Annotated in this window: 15 protein-coding genes and 1 pseudogene; 3 read left to right on the forward strand and 13 right to left on the reverse strand. The window is 62.9% G+C overall.

Annotation, left to right across the window (positions count from 1 at the left end):
- Nucleotides 1-377: 377 nt before the first annotated feature.
- From JQ609_RS29950 to JQ609_RS29995, 10 genes and pseudogenes are all read right to left on the reverse strand, one after another.
- Nucleotides 378-1,144: pseudogene (locus JQ609_RS29950) on the reverse strand (serine acetyltransferase).
- A 599-nt stretch (nt 1,145-1,743) separates the two neighbouring features.
- The gene (locus JQ609_RS29955; protein WP_212213096.1) at nt 1,744-2,130 is read right to left on the reverse strand and encodes a type II toxin-antitoxin system HigA family antitoxin; all 387 of its coding nucleotides are present in this window, start codon (nt 2,128-2,130) and stop codon (nt 1,744-1,746) included.
- Nucleotides 2,127-2,438 (reverse strand): type II toxin-antitoxin system HigB family toxin, encoded by a 312-nt coding sequence (locus JQ609_RS29960; RefSeq protein WP_212276390.1) that lies wholly within the window; start codon nt 2,436-2,438, stop codon nt 2,127-2,129. Before JQ609_RS29960 ends, JQ609_RS29955 begins: the two co-directional genes overlap by 4 nt.
- A gap of 186 nt (nt 2,439-2,624) precedes the next feature.
- Entirely contained in the window at nt 2,625-3,110 is a 486-nt protein-coding gene (locus tag JQ609_RS29965; RefSeq protein WP_211999528.1) for a DUF2852 domain-containing protein, read from the reverse strand.
- 106 nt (nt 3,111-3,216) lie between these two features.
- Entirely contained in the window at nt 3,217-3,945 is a 729-nt protein-coding gene (locus tag JQ609_RS29970; protein ID WP_212213098.1) for a TetR/AcrR family transcriptional regulator, read from the reverse strand.
- Nucleotides 3,946-4,060: 115 nt separating this feature from the next.
- Nucleotides 4,061-4,486 carry a YciI family protein gene (locus JQ609_RS29975; protein WP_212276353.1) on the reverse strand — a complete coding sequence of 142 codons (426 nt, stop codon included), beginning with the start codon at nt 4,484-4,486 and terminating at the stop codon, nt 4,061-4,063.
- A gap of 128 nt (nt 4,487-4,614) precedes the next feature.
- Nucleotides 4,615-5,031 carry a YciI family protein gene (locus tag JQ609_RS29980; RefSeq protein WP_212276354.1) on the reverse strand — a complete coding sequence of 139 codons (417 nt, stop codon included), beginning with the start codon at nt 5,029-5,031 and terminating at the stop codon, nt 4,615-4,617.
- A gap of 282 nt (nt 5,032-5,313) precedes the next feature.
- Nucleotides 5,314-5,682, reverse strand: a complete 369-nt coding sequence (locus JQ609_RS29985) for a nuclear transport factor 2 family protein (protein ID WP_212276355.1) — start codon at nt 5,680-5,682, stop codon at nt 5,314-5,316.
- Nucleotides 5,683-6,336 carry a glutathione S-transferase family protein gene (locus JQ609_RS29990; protein WP_212276356.1) on the reverse strand — a complete coding sequence of 218 codons (654 nt, stop codon included), beginning with the start codon at nt 6,334-6,336 and terminating at the stop codon, nt 5,683-5,685.
- Nucleotides 6,337-6,405: 69 nt separating this feature from the next.
- Nucleotides 6,406-6,957 carry a dihydrofolate reductase family protein gene (locus tag JQ609_RS29995; protein WP_212276357.1) on the reverse strand — a complete coding sequence of 184 codons (552 nt, stop codon included), beginning with the start codon at nt 6,955-6,957 and terminating at the stop codon, nt 6,406-6,408.
- A 93-nt stretch (nt 6,958-7,050) separates the two neighbouring features.
- On the opposite strand from JQ609_RS29995, the gene JQ609_RS30000 reads away from it, so the two are divergent.
- Complete coding sequence (locus tag JQ609_RS30000) at nt 7,051-7,545, forward strand: helix-turn-helix domain-containing protein (protein ID WP_212276358.1); 495 nt, start codon at nt 7,051-7,053, stop codon at nt 7,543-7,545.
- Nucleotides 7,546-7,874: 329 nt separating this feature from the next.
- Nucleotides 7,875-9,485 carry a PAS domain-containing protein gene (locus JQ609_RS30005; protein WP_409411207.1) on the forward strand — a complete coding sequence of 537 codons (1,611 nt, stop codon included), beginning with the start codon at nt 7,875-7,877 and terminating at the stop codon, nt 9,483-9,485.
- Nucleotides 9,486-9,611: 126 nt separating this feature from the next.
- Here JQ609_RS30005 and JQ609_RS30010 read toward each other — a convergent pair whose 3' ends face one another.
- On the reverse strand, nt 9,612-9,995 hold the full coding sequence (locus JQ609_RS30010; RefSeq protein WP_312014738.1) for a cupin domain-containing protein: 384 nt from the start codon (nt 9,993-9,995) through the stop codon (nt 9,612-9,614).
- Between the two features lie 153 nt (nt 9,996-10,148).
- Here JQ609_RS30010 and JQ609_RS30015 point away from each other — a divergent pair, with 153 nt between their 5' ends.
- Complete coding sequence (locus JQ609_RS30015) at nt 10,149-10,937, forward strand: SDR family NAD(P)-dependent oxidoreductase (protein WP_212276359.1); 789 nt, start codon at nt 10,149-10,151, stop codon at nt 10,935-10,937.
- A 2-nt stretch (nt 10,938-10,939) separates the two neighbouring features.
- On the opposite strand, the gene JQ609_RS30020 is transcribed toward JQ609_RS30015, so the two are convergent.
- Complete coding sequence (locus JQ609_RS30020; protein WP_212276360.1) at nt 10,940-11,515, reverse strand: histidine phosphatase family protein; 576 nt, start codon at nt 11,513-11,515, stop codon at nt 10,940-10,942.
- Entirely contained in the window at nt 11,512-12,264 is a 753-nt protein-coding gene (gene cobS, locus JQ609_RS30025) for an adenosylcobinamide-GDP ribazoletransferase (protein ID WP_212276361.1), read from the reverse strand. Before cobS ends, JQ609_RS30020 begins: the two co-directional genes overlap by 4 nt.
- Between the last annotated feature and the right edge of the window lie 47 nt (nt 12,265-12,311).

A 12,311-nucleotide genomic window follows, 5' to 3' on the forward strand; every position in this document is an offset into this window, starting at 1 on the left:
GCCGTGATCTCCCCGGAGACGAGTTCTTGGTTGACTCCGTCGCTGCCGTTCAGCTCTCGCCTACCCGACAGCTTGACGCCTGCAACGGGCGCCAGGACCACACGGTTTTGCCGTACGCTAAATCCACGCCGTCGTCAGACGTAAACCAGCGTCCACCGCAACCCGTCCAACGTCCGTGACGACGGCCGACGCCCTTCTGACCAGGACGGGATGGCGATAGATGCGCACTGATTTGGGTCGGCCGACAACAGAAATATTTTTGATTTACAGAAACTTTCTACTTGACACGATTTCTGAAACTCAGAACTTATTTGCCCGTCGGGTTGATTTGTCGCAGCCGGCACCCGAGATCGTGCTTGCGCGAGGAGCGACGCAGCTCACGCCGGCAGCCCCGCCTCGGCGCAATTGACGAGCCGCGCCGGCATGCCGACGGCGGTGCATCCGGCCGGCACGTCTTGCTCGATGAGCGCGCCGGCGCCGATCTTGGCGAAGTCGCCGATGCTGACATCGCCCAGGATCGTGGCGCCGGTGCTGAGCAGCACGCCGCGGCCGATCCGAGGCGCACGGCCCGGCAGCGCCTGCTTCCGGCCGATGGTGACGTTTTGCAGGATCGTCACCTCGTCGCCGATGACAGCGAAGGCACCGACGATGATGCCGGTCGCGTGATCGAGAAACACCGAGACGCCGATCGAGGCGGTGGGATGGATGCTGACCTGCAGGGAATCCGACGACAGGCTTTGCAGCAACAAGGCGAGATCGGTTCGCTCGTTACGCCAGGCCAGTTGGACACGCGCCAGGCCTGCAGCGCGACGTAGCCCTTGAAGTTGAGCAGCGGCGGCAGCAGCCCTTTGGTCGCAGGATCGTGAACGGCAATGCTTTGCAGATCGCGGCTTGCCGCATCGATCAGGTCGGGCGCGGCATGAAAGGCCTCACGGGCCACGCGTGCGAACAGCTCGCGGTCATCAGCGGTCTTGCCGAGCCGTTCGCCGATCTGATGGGCGAGCGCGCGACTGAAATCGGCATGATCGAGGATCGCTGATGACAGCGAAGCGCCGAACAGCGGATCGCTGGCGAGGACGCTTTCCGCCTCGCGGCGGAGGGATCGCCAGATCTGGTCGACTGGTAGAACCTGGTTCTGGATCATCGCCATCGCCTCAGTTGCGCCGGCTCGAAATATAGGTCGTCCAGGGGACTGCGCCATGGTCGGATAGTTTTGGCGGATGTAGTCGCTGATATCATCGAGGTTGCGGAGCGCCTCCTCGGTGTAGACGACCTTCATGCACGACGAAACTTATCAAACGCGGCCCTAACTTGCTCGTCCGTTGCAAAGCGTCCTTCGCCAGCATCCTTCAGGCCACGCTCAATCTCTGCGCGTTCCTCGGGAGTTGGCGCGATAGTCTTCCCCGGAAAATCCCGCGTCGATTTCCAGCGCAAGCTCGGCAAGCTTCACCTGGGCAGCCTCTGGCCAAGCCTCGACACGTCGCATTGCGTCCTGAAGTAATTCCGTGGTCATGAGGCGGAGTATGACATATCGGCCCTGTTTTTTTATAGTGGCATCTCTGCGAGATGGCCGCAACCAAACCCGGGCGACGCCGCGCCGGCGCATAGGGTAACCGCCGCTGAGCGCCTCAACGGCCAGATCAAGCGGCGGGCCGGCTGGTTGGCATACGCTGGACGCCATCGCGCCAGCGAGCGATCCCACCGCATTCATCCTGCAGCAGTTCGTTGCTATGGCCTGCGGGCCTACGCCACTGACTTTCGTCCGCGGGTTCGCGGCGGCGTGATCAGGGCTTCCGCAGGAATGTTCCACTCGTGATGCAGCTTCCAGGCCATCCGCATCGTGAGGGCACGCTTTCTGGTCAGGATGTCCGATGCGCGCTGCCGTGAGCCGAGCAGACGCCCGAGATCGGCTTGGGTATAGCCGCCCGTTTCCATGCGATAGCGGATCGCCTCAATCGTCCCGGGCGGGTCGATTGGCCAGCGCTTGCGTTCGTAGTCCTCGACGATCAGCGCGAGAAGATCGAAGCGATCCGCCTCCGGCGTGCCCGGCTTCGGTTCGTTTTCGAAGTACCGCTCGATTTCTTCGAGCGCCTCGTCGTATTCGGTTTCGGTACGAATCGGACGGATCATTTTCTTCGCCAAGACACGGTCTCCGGATCGATACGATCATATTCAGCATGGGTACCGATGAACTTCACGAGGACGCGTCCGAACGCAAAGGAAACGTGAACGATCAACCGGTATTTGTTGCCGCCGAGATCGAAGATGACCCGGTTGTCGCCCACGAAATCGACGGTAGCTCCGAACTGCCGCTTTATCTCGGCCGGCCCCTTCAATCGTGCCTTGGCGACAATCGCGAACCACGCTCGAATCGGGCCCTCCGCATGCGGGTAACGCGCCCAGAATTCCCTCAGCGTCCGACGGGCGATCACCTGCATCGCCAAGTCATATCATGTCACCAATTTGGTGACAACTCGCCCCGGTACCGGGGCGAAGGCGGCTGCAGACGCCGCGTATCCGCATAAAGCAAACCGCCCGTCTGTGCTGATCACAAACGGGCGGCTCGTTAGCCTTCAGGCGCTATGGGGGCACATCGCCCGAGGCGTCAGCTCACGACTTGAAGTTCAGCTTTGCGGCTGATCGTTCGGCGGGGTCGGACGCGGCTTGTGCTGCGCCATGAACTGGTCGAACTCTTCCTTGTCCTTGGCGTGACGCAGGCGATCGAGGAAGTCGCGGAATTCGACCTGCTCTTCCTCGAGGCGCCGCAGCGTTTCGGTGCGGTATTCGTCGAAGGCGCGGTTACCGCTCGAGGGCGGGCCGAAACCGCCGAAGCCGAAACCACGGCGCTCCATGCGGCCGCGCATCCGGTCCATCTTGTACTGCATCCGCTCCATCTTGTTCTGCCAGCGATCCTGGTGACTCCAGCAACCCATTTTTCTGCTCCCGAGTGTGAAAAAGAGAAGGGCAAGCCCGATCGGCCACCAGATGATGAAGCCGAGGATGGTTACGGCGATCCAGCCAGGATGCCAGGGGCTATCCAGCATATGCGGGGGCCGACTGGTTTCTTCAGCGGGGCCGCGCCATCGATTGACATCTGCGGTGTAGGCCATTTCCCTCTCCATGACGGCGATCACGCCGTTGTGAATGTAAATAACATTTACATACCTAAACCATCCACGTTTTTTGTCAAGCGGGCGGCAAGCGGCCGCCGGTAAATTATTTTGGAGAGCCCCAGGGGCCGGCCGGCGGAACCGGCGGCGGGCCGGACGGCTTCTCGCTCGCCGGGTCTTTCGCTGCAGCCCTGCGATCGGTCGGGAAGCCGAGCCCGCGCAGATAAATCAGCACTTCGGCTTCCAGGAGATCCTCGGCCGACATCGGCAGCTTGCGGCGCGCCGCATCGCCCCGCGCAAACAGCGACGCCACGCCGTGCGACATCGACCAGATGTGCAGCGCCATCATCATCGCGGGCGGCCGCGGCATGCCCGGCGGCACCAGCGCGGCGAGACGCTCGGCTGCAGCCCTGATCACGGCGAAGGCGCGTTCGCTCGCCGCCTGCAGTGTCGGACTAAGATCGACCGGAAGGCCGGATTCGAACATCGCCGAGTAGAACGCCGGCTCATTGCGCGCGAATGCCAGATAGGCTTTGCCCAGCCGCTCGAACGCCGTGACGGTGTCGGGGCGACCGTCGTCCCAGGCTTGCAGCAAGAGCGCCTCGAACTGCTCGAAGCCGCGCTGCGCGATCGAGGACAGCAATTCGTCGCGATCGCGAAAATGCCGGTAGGGCGCCGCCGGGCTGACGCCGGCCATCCGCGCGGCGTCGGCAAAAGTGAAACCGGCCGCGCCCTTTTCGGCGATCAGGCCAAGCGCCGCCTGCAGCAACGCTTCTTTCAGATTGCCGTGATGATAGCCGCGCTCGGGGCGGCGGGGTTCTTTGCGCCAACTCATGTGAAAGGCTTTTACATGAGTTGGCTATAAAGGTCACTTATTTTGGGCGTTCAGGAAGGTTAACGGGCGGAAATGCGTGGCTCCACAAGCGGCGCAAGCCGAGGGTTCCAGCGCCTCACCGCGCCTTGTGCGCATTTCCCTTCTGCAACTCTTCGAAGCCTTTGGCTGCCTGCTGCACTTCCTCCGAGAAATCGGACATCTCCTGCACCTGGCGGATTTCGATGATCTCGTTCTCGGAAGCCGGGCACTTCTTGGCCCAGGCGATCGCCTCCTCGCGCGATGCGACGTCGATCATCCAGTAGCCGCCAAGCATTTCCTTGGCCTCGGTGAAGGGACCGTCGGTGACGATGGGCTTGCCGGATGCAAACGACACCCGCGCGCCCATCGACGGCGGGTGCAACCCGTCGAGCGCGATCAGGACTCCGGCTTCACTCAGCGCCTCATTGTATTTCATCATCGCCGTGACGCGCTCGGGATCGAGCTGCACATCCGGCGCCGCGGTCTCATAACCCAGGGGGATCATCAGCATCATGAATCGCATGGTGGGGTCTCCTGTTTTGGAAGCTGTCATTCCGGGGCGCGCGAAGCGCGAACTCCGATGTGCAATTGCACATCGGAGAATCTCGAGATTCCGGGTTCAGCCCTGCGGGCTGCCCCGGAATGACTTCGTCATTTCTTCCCCGCCTGCGCGCGCAGGCGATCTTCCTGCTCGCGCAGTTCGGGGGTGAAGGCCTCGCCAAAATCCTCGGCCGCGAACACCTGGCGAATTTCGATCTCGGCGCTGCCGTCGAACGGCGCGCGCTTCATCCACGCGATCGCCTCGTCGAGCGATTTGGCGTTGATCAGCCAGAAGCCGGCGACGAGATCGCTGGTCAGGGGGAACGGCCCTTTGACGGCACTGCCCTCTCCGCCCTGATATTTGACCCGTGCGCCCTTGGAAGACGGATGCAGGCCCTCGCCCGCCTCCATCATGCCGGCCTTGACCAGCTCCTCGTTGAACTTGCCCATGGCGGTCAGCATCTCCGTGCTCGGCATCACGCCGGCTTCGGTATCCTTGCTGGCCTTCACAATCACCATGAATCGCATCGTTTCGCTCCGTTTGTCTGTCTGGCCGGTCGGCCGGTACCATCGCTCGTCAACATGACGAACCGGGCTTTGCGGCACCGACATGTCGGTGAAAATTATTTTGGAGGCTTGCCCCGGGCGCTGCGCAGCAAGCCGCTTCGCTTGGTGCGCTGCCGACCCGGGGTCCATCCATCGCGTTGAGGGAATGGACCCCGGATCAGCGAAGCAGCGTTACACGCTGCATCGCGTCCGGGGAACGTCGCGGGGGCGCACGCTCAATCGCCGATCGCCTGTCCGGCGCCTCTAGCCCTGCTGCTTAACAAAAACACCGTTCTGATATGTCGCACCGAAATAGACGTCGATGCGACTGATCCTGTCGCCCGCAAAAGCGAAGGACTCCGTATTGCGGAAACTCTTGCCTTCCTTGGCGACGCATCGATAGGTCACAAACGCCGCCTCGCCCTCGACCATGATCCGCTCGAGATCCTGTCGTTCGATCCAGTCGCTGTTCTGCCAGCACCGCTCGAAATAGGTCGCCTTGTCGATTTCGTCGTCATAGGGGCTAGTGAAACGGAAATCGTCGGTGAAGGCGGCCTCGACCGCTGCGCGGTCGTTCGCCAAATAGGCGGCGAACAGCTTGCGGATGATCCCGGTCTTGCTTGCGGCGCTCATTCAGCGCTCCTTCGGCACCATGTTGAAATAGGGCTCAGCCTCCTTCAGCACCCGTGCGAATGACGGCCGCGCTTTCAGGCGTTCGAGATAGGCGGCAAGGTTTGTCTCGCCGTCGCCGAACGGCAACGCCATGCTGCCGTAGAACAGCGACGGCGCCGCGGCGCAGTCGGCGAGGCCAAAATCTTCGCCCATCGCCCAGGCTCCGCCGGCCATCTGCCGTTCGATCATCGCGTATGATGTGCGCAGCTGCGTGCGCGCCTCCTCGACGCCGTGGGGGTCCTTCCTCCCTTCAGGGCGAAGCCGGTCGAGCATGATCTTCTGCATCGGCAGATGCACATAGAGATCGAAGAAGCGGTCGCGCAGCCGGGTCTGCAGGGCCCTGTCAGCGTCAGCCGGAATCAAACGCGTACGTCCGGGATAATGGCGATCGAGATATTCGATCACGATGCTCGATTCCGGGACGATCTCGCCCCTGGCATCGTCCTGCAGCACCGGAAATTTTCCGATTCCCCATAGTTGCAGCAGTGCGGCGCGTTCGGCCGGATTGCCGAGATCGACCAGCTTCGGCGTGAACGGGACGCCGTTCTCATAGAGCGCAATCAGCGCCTTCCAACAGAACGACGCCAGCGGGTGATAATGCAAAGTCAGCGACATCTAGGCTCCGGATGTTGAGGCACGCCAGCAAGACGAACCAGGTTTTGGCCAACCGACATTTGAGGCGAATTATTTCGAAGCTGCCGGCGCGTAGCGCAGGATCACGATCCCGGTCGACAACGCCCGGCTGTCCAGCAGCTTCAGCTTGGTCCGCGCGCCCTGCTTGAACAACGGCGTTCCGCCGCCAAGGATGATCGGGGTCAGCGCGATGCGGAATTCGTCGATCACGCCGTGCGGGATCAAATGCGACGCCAGATCGGCGCTGCCGAACAGAAAGATATCCTTCGTCGCATCGCGCTTCAATTTGGTGACGGTATCAGCCGCATCGTCTGCAAACATCCGCGTGTTGTTCCAGGCGGATTGTTTCAGCGTGCGCGAGAACACGTATTTCGGCGCCGCATTCATGAAGTCGGCGACCTCGCCGGTCGCCTTCGGCCAATGGTTCGCCATCAGCTCATAGGTGACGCGGCCGAACAGCAATCCGCCGGCGGCGTTGAGCTGCTCGATCGACAATCGCTCCAGTTCTTCGCCCCAGACGTCTTCATGCCAGGAGATGTCCCGGTTCGGCCCTTCGACGAAGCCGTCCAGCGTCATCAGGTTCCACATGATCAGCTTTGCCATCTCTGCGCTCCCTTAACTGATTGCGATTTGCAACTGGTTGCAGTCTGAGGCAACCGGTGCAATATTGCAAGCAGTTTTTCGGGGACGAATTCCATGACCGACGATCAACGCTCCGGCTGCCCGATCAACCTCACGCTGGAAGTGGTCGGCGACAAATGGAGCCTGCTCATCATCCGCGACATGATGTTCGGCAACCGGCGGCATTTTCGCGAGCTATTGACCAAGTCGGAGGAAGGCATCTCCTCCAACATCCTCGCCGACCGGCTGAAGACGTTGCTCGATGCCGACATCATCACCCGCGAGGACGATCCCAGCCACAAGCAGAAGGGAATCTATTCGCTGACCGAACAGGGCATCGAATTGCTGCCGGTCCTCGCGCAGATGGCGGCCTGGGGTTACCAATATCTCCCGGTCTCCGAAGAACTCGGCATCCGCGCCAGGCTGCTCAGCGAGGGCGGACCCAAAATGTGGTCAGAGTTCATGGACGAGTTGCGCGAGACACATCTCGGCATTGCCCGGCGCAAGAAGGGACCGACGGTCGGTGAGCGGCTCCAGGCGGCGTATGAGAGTGTCGTGAACCGGACATAATGTTCAAAAATCTGAAGAATGCGCTCCGTATGAATACGTAGGCCAGCAGGCCACGTCAGAGGCATTCACTCTGCACATCAACGTGCACACGCGAAAAATTATCGCGATGAATGAAGGGCGCACAGGAAGTTCACACCGAGCAGCGCATCGCACCAATTTCATCAGGCAAAACATTGGCGCGCGAGATGGTTTACCGTTGATAAACGGGTATCTGCAACTTTTCCCGGTGAATTATCAGCCATCCATTTTTTAAACTGCGCGGAGCCTCACGTGTTCAATTTGCAAAAGAAAGCAAACACCCAAAGCGCGCGCTTGCCCAAGCCGCTGCCATCAACAAGTCGCAGGCCGTGATCGAGTTCAAGCTCGACGGCACCATCGTCACGGCGAACCCGAATTTTCTCGGCGCCGTGGGCTACACGCTGGCCGAAATCCAGGGCAAGCATCACGGCATGTTCGTCGATCCGGCCGAGCGCGAGAGCGCGGCCTATCGCGAATTCTGGGCGCGGCTGAACCGGGGCGAATACCAGGCCGCGCAATACAAGCGGTTCGGCAAGGGCGGCCGCGAGATCTGGATCCAGGCGTCCTACAATCCGATCCTCGATAGTGGCGGCAAACCGGTCGGGGTCATCAAGTTCGCGACCGACATCACGGCGCAAAAGATCCACAGCATGGAGGACGCCGGCAAGATCGCCGCGATCAGCCGGGCCCAGGCCGTGATCGAATTCAACATGGACGGCATCATCGTCACCGCCAACGAGAATTTCCTCGGCGCGGTCGGTTACGCGCTCGATGAGATCCAGGGCAAGCACCACAGCATGTTCGTGATCCCGGAAGACCGCGACAGCGCGGCCTATCGCGAGTTCTGGGCGCGGCTGAACCGCGGTCAGTACGAAGCCGCCGAATACAAACGGCTCGGCAAGGGCGGCAAGGAAATCTGGATCCTCGCCAGCTACAATCCGATCCTCAACGAGACCGGCAAGCCGTTCAAGGTGGTCAAGTTCGCCACCGACGTCACCGCGCAAAAGCTGAAAGCCGCCGACAATGACGGCCAGATCGCAGCGATCGTCAAATCGCAGGCCGTGATCGAATTCAACATGGACGGCACCATCCGCACCGCCAATCCGAATTTCTGCGCCGCGCTCGGCTATTCGCTGCCGGAAATCCAGGGCAAGCATCACGGCATGTTCGTCGAGCCGAACGAGCGCAATGCGCCGGCGTATCGCGAATTCTGGGAAAGCCTCAATCGCGGCCAGTACCAGGCGGCGGAATACAAGCGGATCGCCAAGGGCGGCCGCGAGATCTGGATCCAGGCGTCCTACAATCCGATCCTCGACCTCAACGGCAAGCCGTTCAAGGTGGTGAAATACGCGACCGACATCACCGCCCAGGCGATCGCGCGCAAGAAGGCCGAAAACGCCCGCGGCCTGATCGAGTCCGTGGCGGCGGGCAGCGAGGAGATGAGCGCCTCGATCCGCGAAATTTCCGAGACCATGACCAAGTCCAAGGCGAATGCCGCGAATGCGACCGCCCGGGTCGACGCCGCGGACGCGCAAGCTGTGAAGCTCAGCGCCGCTTCGCAGGCCATGAGCGGGATCGTCGAGCTGATCGGCAACATCACCGGACAGATCAATCTTCTGGCGCTGAATGCCACCATCGAATCGGCCCGTGCCGGCGAAGCGGGCCGCGGCTTTGCCGTGGTGGCCTCCGAGGTCAAGAACCTTGCCAATCAGGCCAAGCACGCCACCGACACGATCTCGAAGGAGATCGAACAGCTCAACGGCGTCGCCAGCGAAGTCGTGGGCTCGCTCACGGCCATCAAGGAGGCGATCGCCAGCGTCAACGAGTTCATCGCTTCCACGGCGGCTGCCGTGGAAGAACAGAGCGCCGTCACATCGGACATGTCGTCCAACATGCAGCGCGCCTCCGCGGAATTGGCCTGATACGGGACCGCCAGCCCCTCGTATCGGTTCAATCAGCCTTCGGGAGCCATCCCGAAGGCGAGCTTGACCGGCACCGCAGGCGCAGAAGCGCAGCGGTGCCGGATTTTTTTGGGCATCGGCGGACGCTCAGACCGCTTCCCACCGCCGCGTCACTTCCGTCGCGCCCTCCACCGTGGCCTCGAAGATTGGCGACGCCAGCACGGCGTGGATGTGCAGCGTGGTAGTGCCGGAATTGCGGAAGCCGTGCAGTTGCCCGGCCGGCACGATCAGGGATTGCCCCGACGTGACGATGCTGCGTTCCGCGCCGAGCCACATCTCGGCCTCGCCCTCGCGCACGGTGAGCACCTCCTCTACGGGATGCGAATGCGTCGGGGCGCCGGCGCCGGGCGCTATCCATTGCTCGAAGATGCATAAATGCCTGGCGCCGTTGCGCGCCGAAACCAGCATGCGGGTTTCCACACCCAGCCGCCATTGCTCCGGTGGCATATCCCTGACGTCGACCACCATCATTGCCGGACCCTCTCGGTTGCCGTGACCTCGCGTGGTTTGAGAACGTGCGCCGGATGCGGCGCAGAATGCAAGCGCGGGCTGCCGGCAGGTTCGAGACACAATGAACGGCGTGGGGTATAGAGCCAAAGAATCAATCACCAGCGGACCTCCTCCATGTCCTCTTCCCTATCAAAAGTCGCACTCGTCACCGGCGCCGCGCGCGGCATCGGGCTTGCGACCGCAAAACGCTTTCTCGCCGATGGCTGGCGCGTGGCGCTGCTCGACATCGAGGGCGAATTGCTGCGTGGCGCGGTCGCCGCGCTGGCCGATCCCGACAATACGCTGGCGCTGCATTGCGACGTCAGCGATGCCGGCGCGGTGGCCTCGGCGATGACAAGTGTGATCGGGCGCTTTGGCCGGCTCGATGCGCTGGTGAACAACGCCGGCGTCGCGGTGTTCGCACCCCTGCTCGAGACATCGGACGAGGACTGGAACCGGATTCTCGCGGTCAATCTCACCGGGCCATTTATCTGCACCAAGGCCGCCGCGCCCCTGATGCGCGAACATGGCGGCGGCGCGGTGGTGAACATCACGTCGATTTCGGCGGTGCGCGCCTCGACGCTGCGTTCGGCCTACGGCACCAGCAAAGCGGGGCTTGCGCATTTGACAAAGCAGCTCGCGGTCGAACTGGCCTCGCTCGGCATCCGCGTCAACGCCGTCGCGCCCGGCCCGGTCGAGACCGCGATGGCGAAGGCGGTCCACACCCCGGAAATCCGCGCCGATTACCACGACGCCATTCCGCTCAATCGTTATGGCCTCGAAGAAGAACTGGCGGAAGCGGTGTTCTTCCTCTGCAGCGACCGCTCCAGCTACATCACCGGGCAGGTGCTGGCCGTCGACGGTGGCTTTGACGCCGCCGGCATCGGCTTGCCGACGCTGCGCGGGGAACGAAGGAATGGCTGACGCTATTCCCACCAGCGCTGGTTGACTGACCCGACGCGCCAGCCGGCATCGAGGCGATCGATCCTTGTCAGCGACAGCGGATCGATCACGAAGCGCAGCGCGTTGTCGGGCGCAAGATCCAGCGCGATGGCGAGCACCGCGCGGATGGTGCCGGAATGCACGACCAGCACCGCCTCGCCCGCGGGCAGACGCGAAAGTCCGTCCCGCGCGCGATCGATCTGATCGACAAAGCTTTCGCCGCCCGGCGGCCGGTTGCTGGCGGGCGACTTCCAGAACGCCTGATAGGCATCACCGAGTTCGGTGGTGAGATCATTGTGCCGCCGCCCGGTCCACGCGCCAAAATCCTGTTCGCGGAAGGCTGCCTCCTCGACCGGATCGAGTCCGAGCGTGAGTGCGGTCTGCCGCGTTCGCCGCGCCGGGCTGCAGACCGCATGGGCGCCCGGCGGCAATCTTGTTTTGAGCGCCGCAAAGGCCGCAGCGTCACTGACATCGGCCGGCGCATCCGGGCCGTGAATCACGCCGCGCGGTCCGTCGACCGGCGCGTGCCGGATCAGCCAGAGATGCGTTTCGCCGCTCATGCGAGCCGCGCCGCCAGCAGCACGAGGATGGCGGTTTCCGCCACCTGCTCGGCGCCACCCAGCACATCGCCGGTCTGGCCGCCGATCTGCCGCTGCGCCAGCCACGCCATGCCGAAACCGCTCAAGCCGGCCAGCAGCGCCGCGAACAGCGCGTTGCTCCAGGACAGCGACAGCAGCGCGACGATCACCGCCAGCACGACGGCGATCGTCGCCGTCGCCGCATCGGGCTGGCCGGCGTTGCGGGCGAGGCCGTCGTTGCGCGCATAGGGCAGCTTCACCGACATCCAGGGCAGGATGCCCCGGCCAAGCGCGTGCGCGGCGATCAGGCATGGCACGACATAGCCGTCCGGAACCGCCGCCAGCGCGGAAAGCTTGGCGGCAAAGCTGACCAGCAGGATCAGCGCGCCGTAAGTGCCGAGCCGGCTGTCGCGCATGATCTCGAGTTTGGCGGCGCGGTCGCGGCCGCCGCCGAAACCGTCGGCGACGTCGGCGAGGCCATCCTCATGCAGCGCGCCGGTCAGGATCGCGCCGGCGCCGAGCGCCAGCGCGGCGGCGGCGAGATCAGGCACACCGACGGACCGCAGGCCGAGACAGACCAGTCCCACCACCGCGCCGATCAAGGCGCCGACGACCGGAAACATCCGGTGCGCGCGCACGAAATTGGCCGGCATCGGGCCTTGCGGATGCGGCATCGGCAGTCGCGTCAGGAACGCGACGGCCGTTCTTAAATCGTCGAGCCATTCATTCATGGTGTAACCTGAAAAATCGTCTTAACCTGCGGCCCGTCCGACTCGTG

The sequence above is a fragment of the Bradyrhizobium sp. AUGA SZCCT0169 genome (assembly GCF_018130085.1).
GTDB lineage: Bacteria > Pseudomonadota > Alphaproteobacteria > Rhizobiales > Xanthobacteraceae > Bradyrhizobium.

Bases quoted from the DNA above. Each gene is read 5' to 3' on its own strand.
- JQ609_RS29955 (WP_212213096.1), bottom strand. From the start codon at position 2,130: ATGATCCGTCCGATTCGTACCGAAACCGAATACGACGAGGCGCTCGAA.
- JQ609_RS29960 (WP_212276390.1), bottom strand. From the start codon at position 2,438: ATGCAGGTGATCGCCCGTCGGACGCTGAGGGAATTCTGGGCGCGTTAC.
- JQ609_RS29965 (WP_211999528.1), bottom strand. From the start codon at position 3,110: ATGGCCTACACCGCAGATGTCAATCGATGGCGCGGCCCCGCTGAAGAA.
- JQ609_RS29970 (WP_212213098.1), bottom strand. From the start codon at position 3,945: ATGAGTTGGCGCAAAGAACCCCGCCGCCCCGAGCGCGGCTATCATCAC.
- JQ609_RS29975 (WP_212276353.1), bottom strand. From the start codon at position 4,486: ATGCGATTCATGATGCTGATGATCCCCCTGGGTTATGAGACCGCGGCG.
- JQ609_RS29980 (WP_212276354.1), bottom strand. From the start codon at position 5,031: ATGCGATTCATGGTGATTGTGAAGGCCAGCAAGGATACCGAAGCCGGC.
- JQ609_RS29985 (WP_212276355.1), bottom strand. From the start codon at position 5,682: ATGAGCGCCGCAAGCAAGACCGGGATCATCCGCAAGCTGTTCGCCGCC.
- JQ609_RS29990 (WP_212276356.1), bottom strand. From the start codon at position 6,336: ATGTCGCTGACTTTGCATTATCACCCGCTGGCGTCGTTCTGTTGGAAG.
- JQ609_RS29995 (WP_212276357.1), bottom strand. From the start codon at position 6,957: ATGGCAAAGCTGATCATGTGGAACCTGATGACGCTGGACGGCTTCGTC.
- JQ609_RS30000 (WP_212276358.1), top strand. From the start codon at position 7,051: ATGACCGACGATCAACGCTCCGGCTGCCCGATCAACCTCACGCTGGAA.
- JQ609_RS30010 (WP_312014738.1), bottom strand. From the start codon at position 9,995: ATGATGGTGGTCGACGTCAGGGATATGCCACCGGAGCAATGGCGGCTG.
- JQ609_RS30015 (WP_212276359.1), top strand. From the start codon at position 10,149: ATGTCCTCTTCCCTATCAAAAGTCGCACTCGTCACCGGCGCCGCGCGC.
- JQ609_RS30020 (WP_212276360.1), bottom strand. From the start codon at position 11,515: ATGAGCGGCGAAACGCATCTCTGGCTGATCCGGCACGCGCCGGTCGAC.
- cobS (WP_212276361.1), bottom strand. From the start codon at position 12,264: ATGAATGAATGGCTCGACGATTTAAGAACGGCCGTCGCGTTCCTGACG.